Genomic DNA, 24825 nt, shown 5'->3' with positions numbered 1-24825 from the left:
GACGTAGCCGGCCGGGACGTCACAGGCCCTCCGGCGCGGCCTCGCTGCGCAGTTCCCGCTTCGAGCCCTCCAGGCCGCCCAGGGGCCCTGGCAGGTCCAGCACGGCGGCCGCTTGGCGCGTGCGTGGCGCGGGCGCCCCCGGAGGGCGTCGGTGAGGCAGTGGAGGCCGTGGCGGCCGTAGCGCCACCACACGGGGCCCATCGGGCCGAGCCCGGCGAGCCTGTCGAGCGAGGCGCCAGGACGGGGACAGCGTCGGCGTAGTCCCGCCACCAGTAGTCCGGGTACCGGGTGCGGTGGCGCCGGCCGCGCCAGAACTCGGCGGCTGGTCGGCGGTGGCGACCTTCAGCACGCCGAGCGCGGTGAGAACGTCGGCACGCAGGACCCGCCAGATCGTGCGGAACGAGGAGGCCTCGATCTCGGTGTCGGGACCTCGGCGGGGTCGGCGGTGGCCGGGCCGGGACCGTCGGCCTGGTCGTGGTCCTCGGGGGCGGGCAGGTCGGGGCGCTGACGGGTGCTCACGGGCCCCTCCTCGCGGCGGGGGTCTTGCTGCTGCCTCTGCGGGACATCCGGCGCTCCTGGCCGCCGCCAAGCCCGTTCCGGCGCCGCGCGCCGCCCTGCTCAACCTGCTGTTCGTGCCGGCCCGCACAGGCGTCACACTCGACTCGGTGGTACTCATCCGCCGGATCGGCCACCGGGCCGACGACCCGCAGGACGCGCTGAGCCTGTGCCGTTCCGTCGAGTTCCACCTCAGGCAGAACCACGCCGCCGCCGCTCAGTAGCCGCCCGGGTAGGCAACCCCCACCTCCACCTGGTCCAGCAGCGCCAGACCCTCCGTCAGCAGCCCGTCCAGCTGCGGCAGGAAGCCCCGTACCCGCCGCGCCCCCGCTTCCGTCTGCCTCACGAACCCGACGGCGAGCAGCAGGCCGAGGTCGGGCCCGGCGGCGGCGTAGGCGGCACCCGGCGACGCGATATCGGCTTCGCGAACGCCGGCGGCGCGTGGCAGCATGCCGCCATGGTGACGAGCGAAGCCCCCGCAACGGCGGACGAGGCAGTGCGTGGGCTCCGGGGGCTGGCCCACGAGTGGGTCGACGACCGGCGTGCGGACCCGGACGTTCTGATCCAGGCCGCACTCCGCGCCCTGGTCGCCGGAGTCGACACACCGTCGCTGTGGCTCCTCGCCTGGCTGCTGGGTGGCGAGGAGGATCAGGCCTCGGAGCTGTTCGGCCAGGTGATGGACGAGCTCGGGTTCGGCTTCCACCCGCCCGAGGAATACTGGGAGGGCCGGCTGGCGCTCGCCCGCTGGTGGGCCGCCGAAATCGTCGGCGGATGGCTCGACCCCTTCGTGGGCGCCGAACTCATCATCGAGAACGTCGCGGAGGCTTACGGGCCGTCCGAGGAGTTGGCGCCCCTGCTCGACGCGCTGGAAGCGCTCTGGGACCGCGGGCCGCAGACGCCCCCGGACGAAGCCATCACCTACGTGACCCGGGCCGCCCGCGAACTCGTGGCCCGCATCCCGCTCCCTTCTTCCACCCCTTCTGACAGCGCGACGGCGCCAACAGTGCCGCGACCCGCTCCGTGCAGGACCCGGCCGTAACTCCCGCGCGGTCGCCCGCCTGCCGGCCCGGCCGTCTCCCCCGGCCGCCGGCGCAGCCCCGTCGTTCGGGCCGCTGCCCGGCCGTGGCTTCCCCAGGCATGCAACCACAACGGCGCGGCGGGTCAGCCGATGAGGACTTCGGAGGTCCGGTGGCCGGTGGGGGTCCGGATGCGGAGCTCCAGGTCGGCGATCTCGGCACGGCCGGTCTCCACCAGCCAGGCCCGCATCGCCTCGGTGAGGTCGCCGTGGTGGTCCGCCACGCGCCGGGGGACCACTCAGCGGCGTCGAACCCGCCGGTGGTGGCGGAGCCGTAGGTGCGCTCCTCGGTGCTGTCCGCGCGGGGGGGGTTGAAGCCGCGGTGCACCCCGCCGGAGTCCTTCTGCGACCCGGCCGAGCAGACGTACTGATCGGCCTTCATCTGGACGGTGAAGGCGAGGCGGCCGCCGGGCCGGCCGGTCGCTTGCACGACGGCGCCGCCGGGATCAAGCGGGCTTAGAAGCGGCTGACGCGGCTCCAGGCCGATGGCCTGGCGGAGTTCGTGACCCTGCCGCAGGCCGGCCGCGCGAAGGCCTGGCACCTCACCGCGGCCGGCTCCGCCGTGACGGCCACCTTCCCCGAAGCCCTGCGCCCGGCCGCGCCGGTGCCCGGCTCGGAGAAGCCGGCGGTGAGGCACAGGCGCGAGCACCTGCTCGACGTCGGCCGGATCCACGCCGCCTTCGTCACCGAAACCCGGGAGCGCGGCGAGGCCCGCAGCCCGCTCGCCCCCCGGAGCTGCCCGCCGGCGCCGAGGTGTACCGGCCCGCCGCCGAGCTCGCCTACACCGCGACCACCGACAGCGGGCGGCTGCGGGCGTTCGTAGAGCTCCACCGCCCCGGCCCTGGCGACGAGCACTGCGCGGCGCAGCTGGCGGCCTGCGCCCGGCTATGGGAGCAGCCGGGCCCCGGCCGGGTCGGGCCGGGCGTGGGAGCGGCGCTGGAGGGCCTTCCCACGCGTACTGATCGTCCTGGTCGGCACCCCGACCCCCTCGGTCGGCGCGGCGGTGACCGACCTGCAGCTCGCCGCCGACGAACTGCCGGCCCTCGCCGAACCGCTCGCCGCCGTCCCGGCCGGCGCCGCCCGGATCGAGGACCTGATCCAGTCCGGGCCGTCCGCGCCCGTCTGGCACTCGCTCGGTGCCCGGCGCGGGCGGACGTGCGGGTGGACGGAGCTGTAGGCAGCCAACGGATGGCCAACCAGCTGGTCCCACGAGCCGGTCGAGGACGCGGTCCCGTGGTTGACATCCTCCCCGCGCTGAAGCACGGGGATTCCGGCCGCGTCTGCGGCACGGGGCTTGCGCCCGGTGCGGCCGGCGTTCCGGTGGGTTCCTGTTTCAACGGGCCGTGCCCGGCGTGGGATCGCCACACCGGGTCCTACCGGCCCTCCGCAGGCGTTTAGCCTGTCCGCCCGCCCGGCGGCCAGGATGTTCCGAGCAGCATCGAGGTCACGATCGTGAGAGGTGCCGCACGGGCCGCACGCCCACGTGCGGATGCCGAGCGGCTTGGGTCCGTCCAGGACCCCGCACGCGGAGCACACCTGCGACGTGGGCTCGTACCGGCCGATCACGCCGACGTCCCGTCCGTACCGTGCGGCCTTCTCTTCGAGCAGCCGCCGGAAGGTGGACCATCCGGCATCGTGGACGGACTTGGCCAGGCGAGTGCGGGCCAGGCCGCGCACGTTCAGGTCCTCCAGGTAGATCGCTTGGGTCTCGCGGATCAGCCTGGTCGTCTGCTTGTGCAGCCAGTCCATGCGGGTGTCGGCCACCTTGGCGTGCGCCCTGGCAACCTTCCTGCGGGCCTTCGCCCGGTTCTTCGACCCCTTCGCCTTCCGGGACAGCGCCCGCTGCGCGGCCTTGAGCCTCTTCTCCGCCTTCCGCAGGAAACGCGGGTTGTCGATCACCGTGCCGTCGGAGCAGACGGCGTAGGTGGTCAGGCCGAGGTCGATGCCGATCTCGGTGTCCAGCTCGGCGAGATGGTCCGGCTCGACGTCCACCACGAACGAAGCGAAGTACCGGCCGGACGGGTCCAGCACGATCGTCACCGACGACGGATCGGCCGGCAGCGCCCGCGACCACTTCACCCGCACATCACCGATCCTGGCAAGGTTCAACTTGCCATTGGACCGCAGCCGGAAGCCGTTGCGGGAGAACCGCAACGACTGCCGGTTGTCCTTCCGCGACTTGAACACCGGAAGGCCCACCCGGCGACCGGACCGCTTACCCGACACGCTGTCGAAGAAGTTCCGGTAGGCCGTGTCCAGGTCACGAAGGGACGACTGCAAAGCGTCCACCGACACCGACCCCAGCCACGACCGGGCGTCCGTCTTCTTCGCATCGGTGATCACCGCCTTGGCCAGAACACCCGTCGGGATCCTCGACCGGTCCGCCGTCAGAAACAGTCATGCGCCCACTGTCGCCGCCGGCACCCCCCGGCGGATTGGACGAATGTTCCCCCGGCCGGCTCACGTAGCACGGGAGGGTGCGGACTTTCAGGCACGGCGCGGCGTTGTGGGACGAGGCAGCCAGCTTGGCCAACCACGGTGCGCCGTTTGACCACCTGGCGCGCAAGGCAGACGATCTGGGTCGGTTCGTGCCAGGACAGGTCGTGCTTCCGCCCGGCGCCGACCTCTCCCCACCACTCGGCACCATGACACTCACGGAACGCCGACTCGCACCGGGCAAGCCACCGGTCTGCCACCTCTCCGGTCAAATTGCCGAGATGTGCACGGGAGACGCCGCAGAAGACCGGAAAGGTCAATACCGCACGGGCCAGTTCCTGGTCACAGTCGAAGAACCCGCGCGGCCACCGTCACGTCACGGGTCACAGGTGCACCGTCCCGAGCTGCGTCCGGCAGAGGTAGAACAGTTCGGGGTCACCCTCATCAAGGCCGTGGAGAAGGCCGACCGGCCTCCACCCTGCTCGATGCAGCAGCCGCTGCATCGACTGATTGGAGACGTTCGTCGAGGTGAACAGTTTCGGGGTCTCGCACGAGGCCGCCACGGCGTCCAGCAACCGTCGGCCAACGCTTCTGCCACGAGCGGATGGTGCGACCATCAGCATCGTGACGAAGCCCTGCTCGAAGAACGTGTACTCAACTACGCAGTAGCCGAGCAGGCCAGACGCACCTTCCGCTACGACCACCAGGCCCTGCCGGCACCACCTTCGGATACTCGCCTCCCGCTCCCCGTCCCCTTCAAGCGCGACGGAGTCGATACCAACCAGCGCGTCCGCCTCCGACTCTCCGACGCGACGCACAACGAGTTCGCCAAAGTCCACTGCATCCATGGGGCCATGCTGTCAGTTCGCACAGGTGGCCGGCTCTGGACGGGAATGCCGCGCAGCTCGGCGACCGTGGTGTGCGGTTCGGCGATTGCACGGGCCTGGACAGCGACCAGCGCGGCCGGCTCCTCGTACGACGGCCGCAACGACACAACCGGCAACCCACCGGAGTGACAGGCAGCCACGGGCGACTTCTGATGATCTTCCAGATTCGGACCTTGGCGCTCACGAGGACGTCGCACCGTCCACGCTCAGCCGCCACGTCACACTTATCCGGCCCCGTACTGCTCAACCGGTCCACCGTCGTTGCAGAGGGACAGCAGGACACCGAGGACGGTCGCGGTGGTGAGGATGCCCCGGTGGTCCAGATGGACGGTACCGGCGTCCACGACGTTCCACGGCTCATGGACGGTCGGCGTGGTCAGCCGCAGGTGGGCCGAGGCGGGCCAGGAGCCGTCGCGGTTCTGCCGGTCGAGGAGGCTCCTGAGCGGCTCGTGCGGTGCGGGGACGCGCAGGGCGAGCCGGCAGCGCAGGAGGAGCGCGGTCTCGAAGGCGCCGTCGGGCACGTAGTGGCGCACCGCCGCGCGGGTCGGTTCGAGGATTCGGTCCGCCACCGGCCGGCGGTGCGGCCCGGTGAGGAGGTCGAGGGACGACGCTGTCGGGTAGAGCGGTGTCAGCCACCAGTACGGACTCCACAGGCCGTTGTCACCGCGCTGTCCGAGGAGCCAGGAGACCGCCCGGGCCGCTCCCGTGCCGAGGCCCGCGACCGCTGTCGCGGTCACGTCGGCGGTCGGCGCGGCCCACGCCCCGCCGGGTAGCGAGCCCGGCGGGTAGGTCGCGACGCCACCGTCGGGGTGGCGGCACCGCTGGAGCACGGCCAGGGCCTCGGGCGGGACGGGCAGACCGCGCGAGCGCAGCGCCCGCAGCGCCAGACCCGTGGAGTCCGCGTCGTCGTCGCAGGTCCCGTTGTAGCCCCACCCTCCCCCCGGGGTTCGCGCGGACAGCAGCCACCGGAGTGCGGCGTCGGCGGGACGTCGTGACGGCCCGGCGGGAAGGCCCGGCAACTGGGCGAGGACGTAGGCCGTCACCCACGCGTCGGCGGTGCCGACCGGCAGCGAGTAGTCGCTCCAACAGCCCTGCCGCTGCGCCCGGTTCAGCCACCGCAGGCCGCGCCCAACGGCGGCGGCGACGTCCGCGGCGGACGGTTGCCCGGCCGCCCGTCGGCGTGCTCCGCCCGGGGGCCGGTCGCGACGGGGCTCCCCTGCCGTGGTGGCCGACGGCGGTTCGAGGTAGACGTTGACGTGGTGCGAGCCGTCGGGTTCGTAGCCGAGCCCGACGAAGCGGACGACGTCGCTGCGGTCCTGCGCCGGTGGCGGTGTGCCGAGGGCCGCAAGGGTGGCGTCGAGTCCGTCGGGATCCAGGCCGAGGCGGCCGAGCAACCGGGCGGTGCCCCGCGTGGCGGGCGCATCGCCCGCGGTCCACCGGGTGACGGCGAGATCGGTCTTGAGCGTGAGTACGCCGTCGGCGGGATGCGCTTCGAGGGTGAGGACGAACGCCCCGTCGGGGTAGGCGACCCGGTCCGGGTGGGGGAAGGCGTCGAGCAGCTCGCGCACGGCCGGAAGGTGGGCCGCTGCGCCGAGGGCCGTGTACCAGCGCTGCAGCCAGGCTGCGGTCACGCTCTCCGATCTGAAGTACGTCTTCACCCGCCCCGGTTCACCCGTGGGCGTGATGTCGACGGCGAGACCGACCGGCCACGACCCGGCCGACACCTGTGAGGACAGCTCACACAGCCGCTCAAGGGCGCGCTCGCGGCCCAGTGATCTGAGGACTCGGCCGACGCGCCGCCACCTGTCGAGCGGCCGGTCCCGGCAGAGGTTGAGGTAGGGCTTGAGCGCGACGGTGGCCCCTGCCGCACCGACCCCGGTCCACAGGGCGCTGCGCCAGTGCCCCGGAAGGTTCCCGCCGTCCGGCAGGACGGTCGGCAGTACGTCCTGCGCGAACCAGCGCGGGACGCCGGGCAGGCCGAGGATGCGGCAGGCCTGCCCGAGCCGGTCCAGCGACATCTCCAGCCGTTCACACGCCGCGGTGCCCGGCGTGCCGGTCTCGCACAGGAACCGCACCGCCCCTGGTGGGCCCACGGTGCTGAAGCAGGCCGACCACTGGAAGGGCAGGCCGTTGGCGTTGATGCGGGACAGGCCCGGATAGGCCTCGGCGGCCGTACGGTCGAGCGATTCCCGGGTCAGGGCGTCGAACACCTCGCCGAGCCGCTCGGTCGTCGCGTGCGGAAGGCGGGCAGCCGCGGCGAGTGATCGCAGCTGCCCGCCGACCAAGCGGTCCAGCCGGGTGGGATCGGGGGTCAGGACCGGCATGGCCCTCCTGTCAGGGTGGGGATCCGCTCGATTCAGGGAGTGGGGATTCGCTCGCTTCAGGGGGTGGGGACTCGCTCGATGATGGCGACGGAACCGTCCGCCCCACTGGTGCCGGACGCGCCGGTCTCGCCGGTGGCACCGGGGCTGCCCTGGGCGCCGGCGTTGGTACCGGTGCCCGGCTCCCCGCCCCTCCCGCCGGCACCGGCGGCGCCGCCGAGTCCGCCCGGGCCGCCGGCCGAGGTCCCACTGACCGTTCCGGTCGTGATGGTGTTGGCCACGATCGTGATGTTGCCGCCGTTGCCGCCGTTGCCACCACGGCCGCCGTCACCACCGCCACCACCACGACCGCCGTCACCGCCGTCACCGTCCGGATCGCCGTCGTGCGCGGGCTCCCCGCCGCCGCCGCCGAAGCCCCCGTCGCCACCGCGTCCGCCGTCACCTCCGCGGCCGCCGCGGCCACCGCCCGTGTTGACGTTGAAGCCGACGACGAAGTCGTCCACCTCCAGGACGATGTTGCTGCCGTTCCGGCCGTCGCCCCCGGCGGTGCCGTCGGCCCCGCTCACACCGTTGCCGCCGGCACCACCGTCGCCCGGCGGATCGCTGCCGACCCAGTGGTCGACGCCGGCATCGCCGACCTGGCCGGTCGCGCCGGTGCCCCCGGACGTCCCGGCGAGTCCGTCGACGCCGTCCGAGCCGCCGCTGTTGATGTCAGGCATGGTTCTTCACCTCTCGTTGTACGTTTCCCGTTACGGGTACCGACCGGATCGAGTCACCGCCACTACGCCGGCGTGCCCTCGACCGAGACGGCGCTGATCTTCACGTTCCCCAGGCAGACGATGCGACCACTGCCGTGCATCCGAACGCGACGGGCGACGAGTCCCTGCGTGTTGGCCGACAGGGTGAGCGTCGCACCGTCCGCGATGTCGATGTCCCCCGCGGTGAAGATGTGGAGGATCGGCCGCACGTCGGCGAGCCAGCGGTCGATCGCCGGACGCCACTGCTTCAACGTCGCCGTACTGGCCGCATGGACATACTCACGAGCGGCCAGGTAGACGAGGTTGCGCGCCTCGCCACGGGCGATCGGATCCTTGACCTCCAGGTCCTCGGGCCGCAGCAGACGTTTCGTCAGCTCGTTGGTGCGCAAGCGCAGGTGGTCTGCACGGAGGGCGCTGTCGGGTACGTTGCCGGGGCCGAGCAGCTTGCGCACCTCGTCGATCGACCGCGGACGCACCTCGCGGTAGCCCGCGGCGAACCGCGGCGAGTCCGGCGAGACGACAAGCCTCTCGTTCGCCTCCAGCCGGAGGTTCTGGGGTTGGGCGGTCGCGGCTTCGGGATCACCGGGCGATGCGTTGGTGGATGACGTCATGAGGTCCTCCCTCGGAGTTCGGGACGTGGCCAGGGCCTGAGGTTCGGGGTTCGACCCGGTCCTGGTCAGCCGCTCGCTGTACCGGAGCTCGAACCTCGGGCATGGTCCGCCGCCGGCAGCCACAGAGGACGCCGACGGCCTCCGCAGGAACGGTCCCCGCGGCCGGGCCGTGGCCACAGCCAGCTTGCACCTGTCCGCCTCGTCGCGCAGCGCCGGACGGCAGCGGAACGGGCCGCAGCGGCGCCGGTCGGCACCGGCTCCGGCCGCCGGATCGGGCCCCACTGCGGGAGCCGCTCCACCTACGGGGCGCAGTCGTACCCGCGCCACTCGACGCTGCTCCTCGCGAGTGACGCACCTCGCGCGCCCCGGGAGCAGTCCGACCGCCGGGCACCGACGCCTCCCCGACGTCATACGAGTCCCATGGGGTGCGGTTTGCGGTTCAATGCAGTCGACGTCCCTTCGAGAAGGGCCCCTGTCGCATGACCGCTGGACGTGTCCGAGTCCTCGCCGCCTTCCTCTCGTTCGGCGCGTTCTGGGGTGCTTGGGGTGTACTCGTCCCCGAGTTGCAGCACCAGGCCCACGTCGACGATGGCGAACTCGGCGTGGCTGTGCTGATGATCGGGGTCGGCGCGCTCTGCTCCATGCGGATCGCCGGCACGGTCGTCGACCGCTTGGGCAGGCCGGCGACCACCTGGTGCGTGGCGGTCATGGCCGCGGCCGGATTCCTGCCGTCGCTGGCGACTTCAGGGGCGTCGCTGATCGGTCTGCTGGCGCTGACCGGCGCCGCCTCCGGCGCGATGGACGTCGCCGTCAACGCCTTGGCGGTGGACGAGGAGGCCCGCACCGGGTCGATCATGAACGCTGCCCACGCGTGCTTCTCGACCGCGGTCGTGATCTCCGCCATGACCACCGGTGTCGTGCTCGGAAGCGGGGTCGGCCCGCACGGCGTGCTCGCCGGAGTGTCCGTGATCATCCTCGCCGCAGCCATCACCGTGCACGTCCTCGACCGGGACGCCACCGTGACGGCGAGACAATCCCAGGGCCCCGGGCCGCGAGCTGCTGCGTGGAACCGCCCCCTGCTACTGCTCGGGGGGCTCTGCGCCCTGGCCTATCTGGTGGAGAACGCCTGGCAGAGCTGGGCCGCCGTTCTCCTGCGCTCGGCCTTCGGCACCAGCGCCGAAGTCTCCGCCCTCGGCCCCGCGATGTTCGCCGCGTCCGCCGCCGTCGGCCGTGCATGGGGGCACCGGATGCTCGCCGGCAAGCCGGAGCGCGACGTACTCATGGGCGGCGCACTCGTCGGCGCCACCGGGACGTTGCTCGCCGCACTCGCGCCCAGCGCCGCGCTCACGTTGGCGGGTGTCGTGATCGCCGGCCTCGGCACGTCCGTGTGCGCCCCGACCATCCTCTCGCTGGCCGGCGCGAGCACCGACCGCCGTTCACGGGCATCTGCGATCTCGGTGGTGACGACCCTGGGCTATTCCGGATTCCTGGTGGGTCCGGCCGCCGTCGGTCTCGCCGCGACGGCGACGAGTCTGCGAACCTCCCTGGTCGGGGTGGGAGTTGTCGCCGTCATCCTGGCGGCCTGCGCTGCCCTGATCCGAACAGGCACGTTCGACCGGCCTCAGCCCGATCCGACCATGCCTGCGTGCGCCACGCCCGAGGAGGACGGGGACACCAGCGCTCTGAACGGCACCCACCCCCCGTCCTGAGTGGTCAAGGACTCGGCAGCGGCCCGCCTGGCGGGCCGCTGTCTCGTGAGTAGCGCTCAGCTCGGGTGCTCCCGACCGGGACCCGGATCACCTTTGTGCGCCAGGCGGGCACCTCCGCCGTGAAGGCCCCGGCCGCCCGCCGCCGTCGTCCACGGACCTGACCTCGTCGAACCCGTCCAGGGCCGACGCTGCCGGACAACAGCGAACTGTTCGCATTCCCGCCCCGTCGTACACCGTGATCGATAGGGTGCGGAGCGTGATGATCCTGACGGGCGGCAGGCACGACCCGGACCGTGCGGGTGCCCCGTAGAGCGGTGAAACCGGTCTCCTCAAGGCGATCTGGCGGCCCGTCAGCAGTCGATGTAATGTCACACTTTATGACATTCACCCGCTACGCCGTGGCCGCGAGCCTCGTCGGCGCGCTCGCCGTGCCACTGTTCCCGGACAGCGCGACGGCCCAGGCCCAGCCCGCCTGCCGCACCGCCACCGCACCCCCGGTCGACGCCGAGCAGGCCCGCCTGGCGGACCCGAGGGCGGCTGCCTTCACCGAGCGCGCCGGCCTCGGCGACTTCGTCAGTCGCTTCCCCGCCGCCCTGTGCACCGCCCGCAACGCCGCCGAGGCCCGGGAACTCGTGGACGCCTGGGGCCGGGCGCTCTGGCGGGCGGCGGTGGACCGCGCGCAGGACCGGCGCCCCGGCGGCGATCTGCCCGCCCGGGACGACCGCCCCCTCTACTGGACCCGGCTGGCCATGACCGTCCGCCTCGCCCAGTGGCAGCCCGCCTTCCCCGTCGACACCGGCGCCCTGCGGGCACGGTTCGAGGACGCCTCCCGCGGACTGCTGGACAACGAGTTCAGCGGGGCACCGGGCCTGCGGCGGGTGTTCGTCAGCGGCTTCGACCCCTTCGGCCTCGACGGCGAGCTCCGCCGCGCCAACCCCTCCGGAGCCGCCGCCCTGCGACTGAACGGCCTGCGGATCACCCTGGCCGACGGCACCCGGGCCGAGATCAGGGCCGCCCTGCTCCCCGTCCGCTACGCCGACTTCGACCACGGCATCGTCGAGCGCGCCTTCGGTCCGCGCCTGTCCCCCGGCCCCCGCCGCGCCGACCAGATCACCACCATCAGCCAGGGCTACCCCGGGCTGTTCACCGTGGAGGCCTGGGCCGGCCGCAACCGCTCCGCCGACCCGTACCCCGACAACACCCGCACGCTCTCCGGCGGCACCCGGGAACACCCGGTGACCGCCCCGGGCCTCGGCCCCGGCGCCGAGTTCATCCCCACCACCCTGCCCGCCGCGGCCATGACCGCCGTCCAACAGCCCTACCCCGTTGAGCTGAACACCGCCGTCACCGAGATCCCCGCCGGAAGCGACGAACCGGTGGACCGCGAGAACGGACCCACCCCCGGCTCCCGGGCCGTCGAGGGCGGAGGCGGCGGGTACCTGTCCAACGAGGTGGCCTACCGCTCCAACCGACTGCGGCTCGAACTCGCCCCGCAGTTGCCCGGCGGACACCTCCACACCCCCGTCCTCGCCGGCCTCCCCGAACGCTCCGACCAACTCACCGGCCCGGACCTGGAACACAACGAGGCCGCCATCACCGACGAGGTCCTCGACATCCTGCGCCACGCCACCCCCTGACACCGCGCATCCTCCCGAGGAGCGGGGCATGGGTGTTCTCCTCGACAAACGGCGGTGGTGGGGGACGGACCACCCGGTGCTGGCGCCAGCACAACACGCCGGGCGGCCTGCCGGCGGCACTTCACCGCCGCGCCACCGGGAGGCCCCCACCCGGACCGCCCACATACGAAGGACCGCCTGCGCCCGGCACGCGAGGCGGCCCGGCGACGCGAGTCGCGGCGCCAACAAGACAGATACTTTGGGTTATATCGTCCCATTCATGAGTAATCGTCTACCTGGATGGGCTCGCGCACACCCGTTGGACCCCGGCAGTGTTCCCACCGAGACGGGCACGGCGCCGGCCCCGAAGCGCAGCGAGCCGTTCGACGCCCACGCGTGGTCACGGGCCGAGCTGTGGGCGGCCTTCGGCCCCGCGCCGGGCCACGACGGCCGCGTCGGCACAGCCACGGCGCGCCCCGGCCGGGCGGGCGGGCGTGGATCCGTGCGGCCGGAAGCCCAGCGGTGAGCGCCGATGCCCTGGTGATCTTCGGTATCACCGGCGACCTCGCGCGCAAGATGACCTTCCGGTCGCTCTACCGTCTGGAGGCGGCCGCCCTCCTGGACTGCCCGATCATCGGCGTCGCGCTCGAGGACTGGTCGCACGACCACCTGGTCTCCGCCCTGCGCGAAGCACTGCGCACGACCGGCGAGAGCGTGTCGGCCGAGCCCTTCGAGCGGCTGGCCCGGCGGCTGTCCTACCTGCAGGGAGACTTCACCGACCCGGCCACCTACCAGGCACTGAGCGGGCTGCTGGAAGGCGCCGAGAAGCCGCTCTTCTACCTGGAGATCCCGCCCTCGCTGTTCGCCCCGGTCGTGGAAGCCCTGGCCGCGGCACACCTCACCCCGCACGCCACGGTGATGCTCGAGAAGCCCTTCGGTCACGACCTCGCCTCCGCCAGGGCCCTCAACGCGCGGCTCCACCGGGTCCTCGCCGAGGATCAGATCCTGCGCATCGACCACTTCCTCGGCAAGCAGCCCGTACTGGACATCCAGTTCCTGCGGTTCGCCAACGCGCTCCTCGAACCGGTCTGGAACCGCGACCACGTGGCGGCCGTGCAGATCACCATGGCCGAGGACTTCGGCGTCGAGGACCGAGGAGCGTTCTACGACCCGGTGGGCGCGCTGCGCGACGTGGTCCAGAACCACCTCCTGCAGGTACTCGCCCTGATCGCGATGGAAGCACCCGTCGGCCCCGGCCCGGACGCGCTGTGGGACCGCAGGGTCGACGTCTTCCGAGCGATGGCCGAAGCCGACCCGGCCCACTGCCTGCGCGGCCAGTACGAGGGCTACCTGGACGTTCCCGGCGTCAAGCCCGGATCGGTGACCGAGACCTACGTCGAACTCGGCCTGGAGGTGGACAACTGGCGCTGGAGCGGAGTGCCGTTCTCCATCAGAGCCGGCAAGGCACTCGCCACCAGCGCCACCGAGGTACGGGTGGTCTTCAAACGCCCGCCCCGGCTCGCCTTCCTGGACGAGCCCGAACACCCCGACGCCAACGAACTGGTCCTACGGATCGACCCCGACCCGGGCCTGCGCCTCAGCATGCTCTCCAAAGAGGCATCCGGTCACTCCGCCCAGAACATCCACCTGAACCTGTCCTTCGCCGCCGAACTCGGCAAGCCCCCCGAGCCCTACGAACGACTCCTCAACGACGCCCTCACCGGCAACCGGTCCCTGTTCACCCGCCAGGACGTCGTGGAGGAAACCTGGCGCGTGATCCAACCCCTCGTCGACCACCCACCCACACCGGTGCCCTACAAACGCGGGACCTGGGGACCCACACACATCCCCGCCCGCACCACCTGGCACCAACCCTGGCTCCCGAACCCCCACGACTAGGGACAAGGAGGACCGCGACACGTCACCCCGATACAGCCCGGCCGGACCGGCCCCGCCCGCACGGACCCCGGCATCACCCGCCGTCCGATCCACAAACGCGTAGCGCACGACACGAGCACCGAGGCCGTCGCGACCGGCCTCGGGTGCGCCCCGGCCGGCCGGACACCCGGCGCGGCGGGGCGGGGTCGAGGTGGCGGGTGAGTTCGTGGACGGACGGACCGGAGACTACCCGGCGACGGACTGTCAGTGGCCCGGTCAGATTCCCACCGGCGGCCACCTGACCGGGGGCTATCCGGCCGTGTCTCTGTCACTTTCCGTGACCAGCGGATCTGGGCCATGTCGTGTCCGATGAAGAACGAGGCGCTCTACCGGCGGACCGCCGAGATCAATCCGCCGGGCCGCTCCTCGCCCTGCGGCGGGGTGCTGATCGGGCGGCCGTAGGCGGCACCGCACTCGCGCAGGGTGTGACTGGTGGCCTCCCAGCCGTGCCCGGCCAGCCAGCCCACCGGGTCGTCGGGCATCTCCGAAACCCACATGGACGCCGCCGATCCCTGCACGGCGTCCACGCCGAAGCGCTCGATCACGCCGCGCGAGCCCAGCGTCAGCCCCATCCGACTGCCTGCCGCCGACTGCGCGCCGACCCGGGCCAGCATCAGCTCCACCGCGTCCTCGGGCAGATAGATCAGCAGTCCCTCGGCGATCCACACGGTCGGCACCGCCGGGTCGTGTCCGGCGGCGGCCAGCGCGGCCGGCCAGTCCTCACGCAGATCCGCCGCGACGGTGATCCGCTCGCAGCGTGCGACGGCCCGCTCCTGGCGCAGCACCGAAGCCTTGAAGTCCAGTGGCGCGGCGGTGTCGATCTCGAACAGCCGGGTGCCCTCGGGCCAGTCCATCCGGAAGGCCCGGCTGTCCATGCCGGCGCCGAGCAGCACAACCTGTCGGACCCCGGACACGGAGGCCTGCTGCAACAGGTCGTCGAGGAACTTCGTCCTGATGACGATGGAGAACGACACGGCCAGCCGGCGGCGTCGCGCGGCCTCGTCACCGGGCAGCGACGGCGAGGAGGGCCACAGGCCGCCGGCGGTGGCGAAGGCCTGTGCCAGTGGGTCGCGGAACAGCGCGTTCTCCCGCTCGGTCTCCAGCGCCCGCACCCTGGCCACCCCCACCGCCGTGGCCCACACTCCCGACGGCTGCACCCGCTCCTGCTCATCAGTCACCGCGCCAGCCTAGATGATCGAGTCCAAGGGGCCTGATGAACGGAGCCTGGTTCATGTGCGGCCAGCCAGTCATGCGCGCACCGACCGCCTACGACCGCTAGCCTCCGCGTTTCAGCTGGGTCTGGCTGAGTCGGGTTGATCTTGCTGGAGGCAGTGGTCGGCCTGTTCGCGGCGGGGTGGGCAGGCCGAGGGCCCGACGCGTGGTCGGGTGCTCCGTGGTCGTCGGGTCGTGGGCGGTCTGTGGCAGTGTCGTCGGGTCAGGTCGCCGGGCGGGGCAGTGCCGCGAGGCGGGCGAAGGCGAGTGTGAGTTCGTGTCGCCAGGGCAGGTGGAGGCGATTCGCAGGTGGATGCGTCGTGCGGCGCGGGTGGTCCGGGCGGCGGCGTGCAGGATCCGGTAGCGGAGCTTCTTCGGCTCGACGGTGGCCAGTTCGCCGTCCAGCAGCAGGGTCCGGGCCCACACAAGCAGGTCGACGGCGGTCAGGGACAGCTCCAGCCGGGCGACGTTGATCGCGAAGTGGCGGGAGCGGAAGCGGCCGAAGCCGGTGGTCTTGCCGCAGCGAATGTGGTCCTCGACCCGGGCGTGGGCGCGGTGGCGGACCTCCAGATGTTGCAGCGACCCGCCGCCGGCGACGGACGGATCGGTGAGGAAGACCTGGTGACGCATTCCTTCGTCCTGGTCGAAGAGCGAGAGCTGGGCGCCGGGGTGGGGCGCTCGCGCCGCACGATGGCCCGGGTGCCGTCCGGGTGGCCGGCGAGGTCGACCAGGTCGGTGAGTTCGGCGACCTCGGCCCCGGTGCGGAGGGCATCGTGCTGTTCCAGGGCCGGGTGCCAGAGGTGCTCGGGCAGGGCACGGATGGCTTTGCGGAACTCGGCGGTGACGGCGTGTCCGACGGAGAACGTGGTCTGGATGCCGCGCTGTCGCAGGCCGCGCAGGTGGGCCAGGATCGCCTTGGCGCCGCCCGCGCTGTCGGCGCGGATGAGGATCGGGGTGCCGTGCCGGTGGGCGTCGGGGATCTGCGCGAGGGCCGCGTCGATGACCGCGATGTGGTCTGCGGCATGTTCGCTCCGGCGTTGCCGGGTCGCAGGATGCCGGCGAGGGCTTCGCCGGTGTTGCGAGGAAGCAGAGCGTCGGGTGGTAGCCGAAGCCGCGATTGCAGGTGGCGGCGGCCTGTTCCTTCTCGGAGTGGCAGGTGACCAGGGTGGCGTCGATGTCCAGGACCAGGCCCGGCAGTTCCCGTCCTCCGGCGCGGGCCGACGGCATGCCGTCCCTGGTCTCGGCGGCCCGCAGCCAGGCGACCTCGCGGGCGGCGGCCCGGGCCGCCGCCCGCAGCGCATCGAGCACTGTCGTGTCGATGCCGGCCAGTACGCGCCAGGGCGGTCGGAGTGGAGGCGACGGGACCGAACACGTCGCGCTGGTCGCGGAGCACGGCCAGGTCCCCGATCGCCCCGCCGCCGTCGGCGAGCATCACTGCCGGGTCAACCGCGACGCGGCCGGGGTCGTGCCCGGTCCCGCGCGGTCGCAGCCGGCGCAGGGCGTCGGAGAAGGTACTGGTCAGGGTGGTGGCATCGGCCAGATCCGCGAGTAGACGCGAGCCGGCGTGGCTGACCACCCCGGGCCCGTCGGCGCCGACGACGAGCTGGGGGCGTGAGCGGGTAGGGCACACGCAGAAAGTGCCTTCCCTGCTGGTACGACTGGGACCTTAGGCAAGCCTCATCGTTGCAGCTCAGAAGCACTTTCACCTTTCCGATCATGATCCGGACGCAACCCCAGATGAAGCGCGCAGGCTAGTCATGGCGACGGCGGACTGGAGATCCGTACCGGACTGCGGCACTTCGCTCCTGGGGGCCAAGGTCTGAATCGCACCGCTGAGGTGGGACGGAGGCAGCCCGAGCGTGCCTGTCGTCGGCCGGCGCCGGGGCAGCAGCGGGCGCCGAGGCAACAGCCGCCGCTACAACGCGATGGTAATCCCGCGCCGGTTCCTGGAGAACTTTCGGGTCCGTGCCGTGTACAGCTCAGCACTGCTGAGCGCGGGGGGCTCGGGAGTAATCGTCAAGAGTTGTGGATCGGTTCCTTGTCGGCGATCGCTGTCCAGACCAGTTGAGCAAGCACCTCGGCGGGGAGGCTCCCGTCCACGACCAGGTCGCAGTCGTCGCGCAGGGGTTCGATGTGCTGGTCGTGGGCGGCGCGTCGGTGGTTGAGGTAGTTCCGGAGGAGGACATCGAGGGGGAAGCCATCCCGTAGACACTTGCGCTCGATCTTCCGGGCCAGGCGGAGATCGGCGGGCAGGTCGACGAACACATCAAAGCGCGCCCTTGCGGTCTGCGGTGCGACGTGGCGGGCGAACAGTCCGTCGACGATGACGACGGGCGAGTCGGCCAGGGCGGCATCGGTGTCCTGGGCGAGGCCTTCGAGGTTCAGCGAGTGGGGGTCGCCGACATCCAGTCGCGGGACCCCGGACTCATCGGGTGCCCACACCCCGTGCTCGGGAGTCTGGAAGTAGTAGTCGTCGCCGTGGAGAACCCGTGCAGGCGTTTGGGGCGTGGTGGCCGCCAGCGCCGCGGCGAGTGTCGTCTTCCCTGCTCCGGCTCCTCCGGTGAGCGTGACCAGCATGTTTCCTCCCAGCCATCGTGTGACGGCCCGAGGATCGCATACAGCGTGGGCGGTCATGCCACGAGGTCCGAGGAGCGTTCGACGAGGACACCGTTGTCGAACCTGGCGCCGGCCCGGACAGTGCGACGAGATGGGCTCCGGTGATCGCGCGCCAGCGGGCCTGGGCGGACTCCACCCGTCCGAAATCGCCAGATCACGCCCTCGAACTGCCGGCGCAGCCGCTCGGGGTACGGGCCGTACTCGCCGATCGGAAGGTACGGCCCGATCCTCGCCCTGGTCCTGGACTCTTCGTTCATCCACAGCACCGACCAGAGGTTCGATGGGCAACGCTTTCTGACGGCCTGTGGCCGCGCGCATCTCGCCGTCCTCGTGGAGAGGTACGAGCGTCGTCCCTTCGTCGAGGAGGAGTTGTGGGCTGGCCAGGTCGTGAGCGGGGCCGAGTGGCTCAGTCGCGCGGGCACCCCCTTCGACCTCGAATCCCTGGCACAGGCGGCGGGCGTGACGCTGGCAGAACTCCTGCGTGCCGCCCTCTGGACGGTGGACCAGGGCGGGCGGCAATCCGATCACGAGCCGGACTTCGTCCTCAGCCAGGGCGGCGGCACCGCGCGAGTGCGGCCGGTCCCCATCTGCTGGCCGGATCAAGGAACAGGCAAAGACCGGGCAGCGGCCGAAGCCGCCATGGTCAGGTGAGGTGGTTGACGAGCGCGGTGAACAGCGCGGGAGCGCGGGTGGCCAGCGGGACGATCCCCGGGGCCAGCAGAGAGCTGGAGCGGATGCGGACCAGCGCGTCGGTGAGCAGGCGGTGGCGCCGGGTGGTGCGCCGCCACGCCTGCTCGTAGTCCTGCGGTCGTTCGGCGCGCAGGCAGCGCACCAAGTGGGCGGCGCCGGTGAGGGCGAGGGAGATGCCCTCACCGGTGAGGGCGTCGATGTAGCCGGCGGCGTCACCGACCAGCAGGACGCGCCCGGCCACCCGGGCCCGGACCCGTCGGCGCATCGGTCCGGCGCCACGAACGGTGGAGGCGGCGAGCACGGGGAGGCGGTGGCGGAGCGCAGGGAAGGCGGTCAGCGCCGTGTCGAACGGCATGCGCTCACCGGTGAGGACAGCCACGCCGATCAGGTCCGGTCCCAGCGGGGTGACGTACGCCTCGCCGAATGCGGACCAGTGGACCTCGACACAGTCGGTCCAGGGCGCCACCTCGAAGTGCTGCCGCAGCCCGTATCGCGCCCGCCGGCGGTCAGGGCGGTCCAGGCCCAACTGCCGTCTGATGGGCGAGTGGAGGCCGTCTGCCGCGACCAGATAGCGGGCGGTGAGGCCGGCGGTGGTGACGCTGTCGCCGTGCTGACGAATCTCGGTGGCCTTGGTCGCCAGCACGGGCACGCCGAGCTCGGCCGCCCGGCGGAACAGCGCCGCGTGCAGGACGGTGCGCCGCACGCCTAGGCCCGCCTCGTGCCGGAACCTGCCCTCGGCGAGGCGCTGCTCGTCCAGGTACCGGATGCCGTGGATCGGGTGCCCGCCGAGTGTGACGCCGAGGGCGGCCAGGGCACGGACAGCCCCGGGCATCAGGCCCTCGCCGCACGCTTTGTCGATCGGGGCCGGGCGTGGTTCGAGGACCACCGCGTCGAGTCCGGCGGTGGTGGCGTGGATCGCGGTGGCCAGACCGGCGGGTCCGCCGCCGACGATCAGGATGTCGATCACGCCCGCACCGGCGCGCAGCGGGTCAGGGCGGCGTTCTCGCACCGCAGGCGGGCGGCGAGCAGCGGCAGGTTGAGCAGGGTGAAGGCGGTCGCGGTGAGCCAGGCGCTGTGGACGAGTGGCAGTGCGGCGCCTTCGAGGATGACTGCGAGGTAGTTGGGGTGGCTGAGCAGCCGGTACGGTCCGGCCGTGACCAGGGGCAGGTCGGGCACCACGATGACCCGGGTGTTCCAACGCGGCCCGAGCGTGCGGATGCACCACCAGCGCAGTGCCTGGGCGGCGAGCACGAGGGTGAGCATGGGCCAGCCGAGGGCGGGCAGGAACGGGCGGTGGGCGAGGTGGACCTCGGCCAGGCAGCCGGCCAGCAGCCCGGTGTGGAGCAGGACCATCATGGGGTAGTGGCCGCGGCCGTACTCGACGCCGCCGCGCGCCCGGCTCCAGGCGGCATTGCGGCGAGCGACGACGAGTTCAGCTAGGCGTTCGGCGGCGACCAGGACGATCAGCAGGGTGTAGGGGAGCATGTCGATCTACCAGCGGAGCAGGACGAGTTCGGAGCAGAAACCCGGCCCCATGGCGAGGAGCAGACCGGGCGTTCCGGGCGATGGCGGGCGCAGGGCGAGGGTGTCGCGCAGGATGTGCAGGACCGAGGCGGAGGAGAGGTTGCCGACCTGGGTCAGCGAACGCCGTGTCAGCTCCAGGGCCTGGGGCGGCAGTCCGAGGGTCTCCACCAGGGCGTCCAGGACCTTGGGCCCGCCCGGGTGGGCGACCCAGCCAGTGATGTCCGGCGGCTTCAGGTCGTGCTCGGCGAGGAAGGAGCGGACGTCCTCGCCGAGGTGCAGGCGGACCAGTTCGGGCAGTTCGGCGCCGAGCACGATCTTGAAGCCGGTGTCGCCGATGTCCCAGCCCAGCGCCCGTTCGGTGCCTGGGTACAGTCGGCCGTGGGTGGCCACCACCTGCGGGCCTGCGAACTCGTGGCGGCGCGGGTGCTCCCGGCCGACGGCCACCAGGGCGGCGGCACCGTCGCCGAAGAGCGCGCCGGCCACCATGTTCTGCACGGAGGTGTCGGTGCGCTGCAGGGTGAGCGAGCACAGTTCGACCGAGAGCAGCACCGCGACCTGCCCGGGATGGCCTTCAAGGTAATCGTGCAACCGGGCCAGGCCGGCGGCGCCGGCGACGCAGCCGAGGCCGAAGATCGGCACGCGCTTCACATCCGGTCGCAGGCCCATGCGCCCGGCCAGCCGGGCCTCCAGCGAGGGCGCGGCGATGCCCGTCACGGAGGTGGAGATCACCAGGTCCACGTCCTCTGCTCCCAGCGCGGCCGTTGCCAGGGCGCCGGTCAGGGCCTGCTCGGCCAGTTGCACCCCGGCTTCGATGAATAGGTCGTTGGCCTTCCCGAACCCGTTCAACTCGCGGTAGTTCTCCAGCGGCAGCACCAGGTGGCGGGTGTCGACTGTGGAGGTGGCGTGCAGCCGCTCCAGGACCCCGCGCTCGGCGTCCCGCTGCGGGCGCATCGCTGCGAGAGCGTCGGTGATCTCGCCCTGCTCGTACCGGTGCGGAGGGAGCACCCCGTGGACAGCCGCGACTCTGGTCATCGAGCCAGAATAGGTTCCTTATGACTATTCGTCATCAAATGACCCCTATTCGGCGGTTCGCCCGATCTAGCATGAGGCCGTGGACACAGTCGGAGCCCAGCGAGCACCCGCAGCGACAGCTGCGCGGTCGCGTCCCGGTGTGGGCGGGTCGGGCCGGGGGTTGCTGGCCGCCTCCCACGCCGCCCCGTCGATCGCCGTCACCGCCGTGATCACCGCGCTGGCCGCCGCCTCGGGGCGGGGAGCTGCGGGAAGCGCACTGGTGGCCTCGGCGGTGCTGACGGGGCAGCTGTCGGTGGGCTGGTGCAACGACCGGGTCGATCTGCGCCGCGACCTCGCCACCGGCCGGGCCGACAAGCCGCTGGTCAGCGGTGCGGTGCGCCCGCGGAGCGTGGCGGTGGCCGGCGGGTGCGCACTCGCGCTGTGCGTCCCGCTGTCGCTGGCCAACGGGCTTGCGGCAGGCGCGGCCCACCTGACCGGGGTCGCCGCGGCCTGGTCGTACAACCTAGGCGTCAAGCGCACCGCGCTGTCCTGGCTGCCGTATGCCGCGGCATTCGGGCTGCTGCCCGCCTTCGTCACCCTCGCGCTGCCCGGCCATCCCTGGCCAGCCGGGTGGGTAACGGCCGGCGGCGCGCTGCTCGGCACGGGCGCCCACGTCACCAATGTCCTGCCCGACATCGACGGCGACGTGCGGACCGGCGTGCGCGGTCTTCCCCAGCGTCTCGGGCCACGCCGTGCGCGGGTCCTGGCCGCCGTCCTACTGCTGGCTGGGGCGATCGTCCTGGTCCTGGGGCCGGCCGGGCGGATCGGCGCCGTCGGCTGGGCCTCGCTCGCCGTTACCGGCACCCTGGCGCTCGCCGTCGCGCTGCCGGCCCGCGCCGACCCGCGAAGCCGGCTGCCCTTCCTGGCCACCCTCGCCCTGGCGGCACTCGACGTCGCTCTGCTCCTGCTGCGCGGCACTGCCCTCGTCTGACGTGAGATCGCTCTCCATTGCGAACACGCGGCATGGAGGCCGAGCCGCTCCGCGTCCATCGGGCCCCTCCGGCCCATACTCAGGACGACTCCGTCCGCCGCCACCGCGCTGGCTCTCCTTCGAGGCATCCCCCTTTGGCGGACGTCGTCGCTCGAGATCGCCCACCTCGGAACCAACTTGACGTTATGAGACATGACTCTAGGTCATCTCCTTTGGTGGTAGGGAACCGTACGAAGGCCTGGCTCCGAAACGGCCTGACGTCGGCGGCCGCAATGCTCTTCGGCGTCTCGGCACCGGCTGGAGCCGCCGGCGGCGAGCCGTTCCTCGGGGCGCTGAACACGGTCACGACGGTGGCCTCCACCGTCCCCGCCAACGGGGACGTGAACCCGTACGGCACCGCCGTGGCCCGGCATAGCGTCGGTGACCCGCACCGAGGCAACGTGCTGATCAGCAACTTCAACAACGCGCGCAACCAGCAGGGCACCGGCTCCACCCTGGTCCGGATCAGCCCGGACGGCCACGTCAGCCAGTTCGCCCAGATCGACCCGGCGCACCTTCCCGGACCGTGCCCCGGCGGCATCGGCCTCACCACAGCCCTGTCGATCCAGCCGGACGGCTGGATCGTGGTCGGCAGCCTGCCCACCGCGGACGGCACCTCGGCCACCGCGCAGGCCGGCTGCCTGCTGGTGCTGGACAGCCACGGCACCGTGCGCGTCTCCTACTTCACCTCCGGCGTGGAGGGCATCCTGTGGATCGCCTACGACCCCGGGGCGAAGGCCGTGGTCACGCTCAACGGCCAGAGCGCCTCCGGTGCTCTGCCCTCCGCAGCGGGCGAGTTCCAGCAGATGGTCGACAGCGTCAGGACAGGAGCCCGGGCATGACCGCACCGCACGACCTGCTGACCGCGCACCGCAGGCTGAAGGGCGGCGCTCTGGTCGACCAACGCGCGCCGCTCGGCGTGGACGGCTTCTTCCAGCCCCGGCGCGCCGCGTTCTGGCTGTTCCTGTTCTTCCTCGCCAACGGCGTCTTCTCGATGGTGTCCAACTTCTACACCGGCTACCGCGTCGTGCCGACCGCCGTGGTGTTCGCCACCCTGCTCTGGGCGCTGTACGCGGTGCCGTTCCTGCTGTTCTTCCGCTCCCTCGACCTGTTCGAGCAGCACCCGCCGCTGGGCTTCGCGATGGCCTTCGCCTGGGGCGGCTTCGCGGCCTGCTACCTGGCGATCCCCGTCAACTCAGCTGTTGAGTCGATCTCCGCCAAACTCTTCGGACCGCAGTTCACCGCGGACTGGGGACCGGCGCTGGCCGGGCCGATCAACGAGGAGATCCTCAAGCTGCTCGGCGTCGTCGTGCTGATCATGATCGCCCGCACCCAGTTCCGGACGATCCTCTCCGTCGTGGTCGTCGGCGCGATGATCGGCCTCGGCTTCCAGATCGTCGAGGACCTCCTCTACTCGGTCAACACCGCCATCCAGTTCCCCTACACCAACCAGATCGCCCCGGTCGGGCTGATGTTCCTGGTGCGCGGAGTGATCACCGGCATCTGGAGCCACGCCCTCTACACCTCGGTCTCCGCCTTCGGCATCGGATACTTCGTCACCCGCCGCCACGAACCCCTGATCCGGCGCACCTCCGTCGCCGTCGGCGCGTTCGCCCCGGCCTGGTCCATGCACTTCTTCTGGAACTCCCCCTGGATGCAGGACGTCGGAGGCGGCGGCGTGGGCGGCATGGTCGTCCTCTCCCTGGTCAAGGGCCTGCCGATCCTCGCCGCCGGCTACCTGATGTGGAAACTGGCCGGCCGCGAGGAAGGCACCCAGATCCGCGCCGTCGCCGACCATTACCTCGACGACGACCTCATGACTCCCGAGGAGCGCGACGCCCTCGGCTCCCTGCACCAGCGCCGCCACCTGCGCACCCACATGCGCAGGGCCCACGGACGCAAGGCCGCCCGCACCCTCCACCGGCTCCAGCGCGCCCAACTGCACCTGATCCGGGTCTGCGAGGAGAACGGCACCGGCATCCCCGCCGCCCGCGCCGCCCAGGACGTCACCGCTCTGCGCGCCGACCTCGCAGCCACCCACACTCCCGCCACGACAGGGGCCACCGCGACCCCGAACGCCGGGTAGACCCCCAGCTCCGGCCCCGACGCCCTGAGCCCGGGGCGGCAACGGGGCGACCGGCAGTTACGCCGCCACCGCGCATCCTCGACGACCGCAGAACCGTGCGGCTGTCGAGGATGCGGCACACCGAGGCGGCCGAGCGGCGTCGGCGGGGCGATCGGCCCCCTCACCGACGCCGCTCGGCATCTCCGCACCCGGCGGGGAGACCGGACGGGGGTGGTCACACCGCCCGCGCACCGCGTCGCCTTACGCGACGCGTACCAGTGGCGGTCGCATGTCGTGGAGCTGTGCGCCGCGGAGCAGCTCGCCAAGCCGGGCCGGTCGGTGCATCCGACCCGGTCCACCGTCCGCGCGCCCCTGCCGCTGCCGGGCGACGGCGAACGCTGACCCCGCACCTGTGGGCACCATCGAGAAGCGGGCCTCCACGGCCGCGGCCCTCGAAGAGCCCGGCAGCGCCGCCCCGGCCACTACCGCGCCCTGGCTGCGGCGGCGCCGCCCCCTTTCTACCGGCCCTGCAGCAGTCCCCGGGCGTGGCCGACCGGCTCGACCCGCAGCCGGGCGGGACAGGTATTGCCGGAGGCTCCGGCCCGGGAATACCGCACGTCTGGAATGACGCTCCCTGCCAGTCGGTGCCTCCGCTTGGAGTGCCGCGGAGCGCCAGGCCTATGCCAACGACCTGGACGAGCCCCGCGATCTCGTCGCCGTCACCACACGCTCCAACCGCTCCAAGGCCGACCAGGACATCGCCCAGTGGCC

23 protein-coding genes and 1 pseudogene are annotated in these 24825 nt (G+C 72.2%); 11 read left to right on the top strand and 13 right to left on the bottom strand.

What is annotated here, in order from left to right:
• Nucleotides 1-632: 632 nt before the first annotated feature.
• Nucleotides 633-779: a hypothetical protein gene (locus ACFVYI_RS35660; RefSeq protein ID WP_387893330.1), complete on the top strand. Its 147-nt coding sequence runs from the start codon at nt 633-635 to the stop codon at nt 777-779.
• On the opposite strand, the gene ACFVYI_RS35655 is transcribed toward ACFVYI_RS35660, so the two are convergent.
• Nucleotides 773-1006 carry a hypothetical protein gene (locus ACFVYI_RS35655; RefSeq protein WP_387893328.1) on the bottom strand — a complete coding sequence of 78 codons (234 nt, stop codon included), beginning with the start codon at nt 1004-1006 and terminating at the stop codon, nt 773-775. The genes ACFVYI_RS35660 and ACFVYI_RS35655 overlap by 7 nt on opposite strands.
• A gap of 6 nt (nt 1007-1012) precedes the next feature.
• On the opposite strand from ACFVYI_RS35655, the gene ACFVYI_RS35650 reads away from it, so the two are divergent.
• Nucleotides 1013-1594 carry a hypothetical protein gene (locus tag ACFVYI_RS35650; RefSeq protein ID WP_387893326.1) on the top strand — a complete coding sequence of 194 codons (582 nt, stop codon included), beginning with the start codon at nt 1013-1015 and terminating at the stop codon, nt 1592-1594.
• A 122-nt stretch (nt 1595-1716) separates the two neighbouring features.
• Here the strand turns inward: ACFVYI_RS35650 and ACFVYI_RS35645 are convergent, their stop codons facing one another.
• A complete protein-coding gene (locus ACFVYI_RS35645) occupies nt 1717-1854 on the bottom strand; it encodes a hypothetical protein (protein WP_387893324.1) in 138 nt (45 codons plus the stop codon).
• 278 nt (nt 1855-2132) lie between these two features.
• On the opposite strand from ACFVYI_RS35645, the gene ACFVYI_RS35640 reads away from it, so the two are divergent.
• Nucleotides 2133-2453 (top strand): hypothetical protein, encoded by a 321-nt coding sequence (locus ACFVYI_RS35640; protein ID WP_387893322.1) that lies wholly within the window; start codon nt 2133-2135, stop codon nt 2451-2453.
• A 62-nt stretch (nt 2454-2515) separates the two neighbouring features.
• On the opposite strand, the gene ACFVYI_RS35635 is transcribed toward ACFVYI_RS35640, so the two are convergent.
• From ACFVYI_RS35635 to ACFVYI_RS35615, 5 genes are all read right to left on the bottom strand, one after another.
• On the bottom strand, nt 2516-3973 hold the full coding sequence (locus ACFVYI_RS35635; RefSeq protein WP_387893320.1) for an RNA-guided endonuclease InsQ/TnpB family protein: 1458 nt from the start codon (nt 3971-3973) through the stop codon (nt 2516-2518).
• Nucleotides 3974-4449: 476 nt separating this feature from the next.
• The gene (locus tag ACFVYI_RS35630; protein WP_387893319.1) at nt 4450-4914 is read right to left on the bottom strand and encodes a GNAT family N-acetyltransferase; all 465 of its coding nucleotides are present in this window, start codon (nt 4912-4914) and stop codon (nt 4450-4452) included.
• Between the two features lie 263 nt (nt 4915-5177).
• Nucleotides 5178-7277 (bottom strand): hypothetical protein, encoded by a 2100-nt coding sequence (locus ACFVYI_RS35625; protein WP_387893317.1) that lies wholly within the window; start codon nt 7275-7277, stop codon nt 5178-5180.
• 56 nt (nt 7278-7333) lie between these two features.
• The gene (locus ACFVYI_RS35620) at nt 7334-7993 is read right to left on the bottom strand and encodes a hypothetical protein (protein WP_387893315.1); all 660 of its coding nucleotides are present in this window, start codon (nt 7991-7993) and stop codon (nt 7334-7336) included.
• A 62-nt stretch (nt 7994-8055) separates the two neighbouring features.
• Nucleotides 8056-8643 (bottom strand): hypothetical protein, encoded by a 588-nt coding sequence (locus tag ACFVYI_RS35615; protein ID WP_387893314.1) that lies wholly within the window; start codon nt 8641-8643, stop codon nt 8056-8058.
• Nucleotides 8644-9122: 479 nt separating this feature from the next.
• Here ACFVYI_RS35615 and ACFVYI_RS35610 point away from each other — a divergent pair, with 479 nt between their 5' ends.
• From ACFVYI_RS35610 to ACFVYI_RS35600, 3 genes are all read left to right on the top strand, one after another.
• Nucleotides 9123-10352, top strand: a complete 1230-nt coding sequence (locus ACFVYI_RS35610) for an MFS transporter (protein WP_387893313.1) — start codon at nt 9123-9125, stop codon at nt 10350-10352.
• A 377-nt stretch (nt 10353-10729) separates the two neighbouring features.
• Nucleotides 10730-11989 (top strand): pyroglutamyl peptidase, encoded by a 1260-nt coding sequence (locus ACFVYI_RS35605; protein WP_387893312.1) that lies wholly within the window; start codon nt 10730-10732, stop codon nt 11987-11989.
• A 501-nt stretch (nt 11990-12490) separates the two neighbouring features.
• Nucleotides 12491-13867 carry a glucose-6-phosphate dehydrogenase gene (locus ACFVYI_RS35600; RefSeq protein WP_387893311.1) on the top strand — a complete coding sequence of 459 codons (1377 nt, stop codon included), beginning with the start codon at nt 12491-12493 and terminating at the stop codon, nt 13865-13867.
• Nucleotides 13868-14232: 365 nt separating this feature from the next.
• On the opposite strand, the gene ACFVYI_RS35595 is transcribed toward ACFVYI_RS35600, so the two are convergent.
• The 3 genes and pseudogenes from ACFVYI_RS35595 to ACFVYI_RS35585 form a co-directional block, all read right to left on the bottom strand.
• Entirely contained in the window at nt 14233-15048 is an 816-nt protein-coding gene (locus ACFVYI_RS35595; protein ID WP_387893341.1) for a class I SAM-dependent methyltransferase, read from the bottom strand.
• Nucleotides 15049-15341: 293 nt separating this feature from the next.
• A pseudogene (locus tag ACFVYI_RS35590) lies at nt 15342-16748 on the bottom strand (IS1380 family transposase).
• A gap of 386 nt (nt 16749-17134) precedes the next feature.
• Complete coding sequence (locus tag ACFVYI_RS35585) at nt 17135-17695, bottom strand: uridine kinase (RefSeq protein WP_387893309.1); 561 nt, start codon at nt 17693-17695, stop codon at nt 17135-17137.
• A gap of 369 nt (nt 17696-18064) precedes the next feature.
• Between ACFVYI_RS35585 and ACFVYI_RS35580 the strand changes: the two genes are divergently transcribed.
• Nucleotides 18065-18385, top strand: a complete 321-nt coding sequence (locus ACFVYI_RS35580; RefSeq protein ID WP_387893307.1) for a hypothetical protein — start codon at nt 18065-18067, stop codon at nt 18383-18385.
• On the opposite strand, the gene ACFVYI_RS35575 is transcribed toward ACFVYI_RS35580, so the two are convergent.
• From ACFVYI_RS35575 to ACFVYI_RS35565, 3 genes are read right to left on the bottom strand one after another with little or no spacing between them, the layout of a single operon-like run.
• On the bottom strand, nt 18378-19391 hold the full coding sequence (locus tag ACFVYI_RS35575; protein ID WP_387893305.1) for an NAD(P)/FAD-dependent oxidoreductase: 1014 nt from the start codon (nt 19389-19391) through the stop codon (nt 18378-18380). The two genes, ACFVYI_RS35580 and ACFVYI_RS35575, sit on opposite strands and share 8 nt — an antisense overlap.
• Nucleotides 19388-19909, bottom strand: a complete 522-nt coding sequence (locus tag ACFVYI_RS35570) for an isoprenylcysteine carboxyl methyltransferase family protein (protein ID WP_387893302.1) — start codon at nt 19907-19909, stop codon at nt 19388-19390. Before ACFVYI_RS35570 ends, ACFVYI_RS35575 begins: the two co-directional genes overlap by 4 nt.
• Before the next feature lie 6 nt (nt 19910-19915).
• Nucleotides 19916-20980 carry a type III polyketide synthase gene (locus ACFVYI_RS35565; RefSeq protein WP_387893300.1) on the bottom strand — a complete coding sequence of 355 codons (1065 nt, stop codon included), beginning with the start codon at nt 20978-20980 and terminating at the stop codon, nt 19916-19918.
• A 79-nt stretch (nt 20981-21059) separates the two neighbouring features.
• Between ACFVYI_RS35565 and ACFVYI_RS35560 the strand changes: the two genes are divergently transcribed.
• From ACFVYI_RS35560 to ACFVYI_RS35545, 4 genes are all read left to right on the top strand, one after another.
• Nucleotides 21060-21950 (top strand): UbiA family prenyltransferase, encoded by an 891-nt coding sequence (locus ACFVYI_RS35560; RefSeq protein ID WP_387893298.1) that lies wholly within the window; start codon nt 21060-21062, stop codon nt 21948-21950.
• 215 nt (nt 21951-22165) lie between these two features.
• Nucleotides 22166-22831 carry a hypothetical protein gene (locus tag ACFVYI_RS35555; RefSeq protein WP_387893296.1) on the top strand — a complete coding sequence of 222 codons (666 nt, stop codon included), beginning with the start codon at nt 22166-22168 and terminating at the stop codon, nt 22829-22831.
• Nucleotides 22828-24075: a PrsW family intramembrane metalloprotease gene (locus ACFVYI_RS35550; protein WP_387893295.1), complete on the top strand. Its 1248-nt coding sequence runs from the start codon at nt 22828-22830 to the stop codon at nt 24073-24075. Before ACFVYI_RS35555 ends, ACFVYI_RS35550 begins: the two co-directional genes overlap by 4 nt.
• 210 nt (nt 24076-24285) lie before the next feature.
• Entirely contained in the window at nt 24286-24456 is a 171-nt protein-coding gene (locus ACFVYI_RS35545; RefSeq protein WP_387893293.1) for a hypothetical protein, read from the top strand.
• Nucleotides 24457-24825: the final 369 nt, after the last annotated feature.

It is taken from the genome of Kitasatospora sp. NPDC058218, from assembly GCF_042882445.1.
In the GTDB taxonomy this organism is placed as follows: Bacteria; Actinomycetota; Actinomycetes; order Streptomycetales; family Streptomycetaceae; genus Kitasatospora.
Note: the sequence above shows the minus strand (reverse complement) of the source record. Positions and strands in the feature narration are given on the sequence as shown.

What these genes read in the sequence shown, in the direction of transcription:
- ACFVYI_RS35655 (WP_387893328.1), bottom strand. Translation starts at nt 1,006, where the DNA reads ATGCTGCCACGCGCCGCCGGCGTTCGCGAAGCCGATATCGCGTCGCCG.
- ACFVYI_RS35650 (WP_387893326.1), top strand. Translation starts at nt 1,013, where the DNA reads ATGGTGACGAGCGAAGCCCCCGCAACGGCGGACGAGGCAGTGCGTGGG.
- ACFVYI_RS35630 (WP_387893319.1), bottom strand. Translation starts at nt 4,914, where the DNA reads ATGGATGCAGTGGACTTTGGCGAACTCGTTGTGCGTCGCGTCGGAGAG.
- ACFVYI_RS35625 (WP_387893317.1), bottom strand. Translation starts at nt 7,277, where the DNA reads ATGCCGGTCCTGACCCCCGATCCCACCCGGCTGGACCGCTTGGTCGGC.
- ACFVYI_RS35620 (WP_387893315.1), bottom strand. Translation starts at nt 7,993, where the DNA reads ATGCCTGACATCAACAGCGGCGGCTCGGACGGCGTCGACGGACTCGCC.
- ACFVYI_RS35615 (WP_387893314.1), bottom strand. Translation starts at nt 8,643, where the DNA reads ATGACGTCATCCACCAACGCATCGCCCGGTGATCCCGAAGCCGCGACC.
- ACFVYI_RS35610 (WP_387893313.1), top strand. Translation starts at nt 9,123, where the DNA reads ATGACCGCTGGACGTGTCCGAGTCCTCGCCGCCTTCCTCTCGTTCGGC.
- ACFVYI_RS35605 (WP_387893312.1), top strand. Translation starts at nt 10,730, where the DNA reads ATGACATTCACCCGCTACGCCGTGGCCGCGAGCCTCGTCGGCGCGCTC.
- ACFVYI_RS35585 (WP_387893309.1), bottom strand. Translation starts at nt 17,695, where the DNA reads ATGCTGGTCACGCTCACCGGAGGAGCCGGAGCAGGGAAGACGACACTC.
- ACFVYI_RS35570 (WP_387893302.1), bottom strand. Translation starts at nt 19,909, where the DNA reads ATGCTCCCCTACACCCTGCTGATCGTCCTGGTCGCCGCCGAACGCCTA.
- ACFVYI_RS35565 (WP_387893300.1), bottom strand. Translation starts at nt 20,980, where the DNA reads ATGACCAGAGTCGCGGCTGTCCACGGGGTGCTCCCTCCGCACCGGTAC.
- ACFVYI_RS35550 (WP_387893295.1), top strand. Translation starts at nt 22,828, where the DNA reads ATGACCGCACCGCACGACCTGCTGACCGCGCACCGCAGGCTGAAGGGC.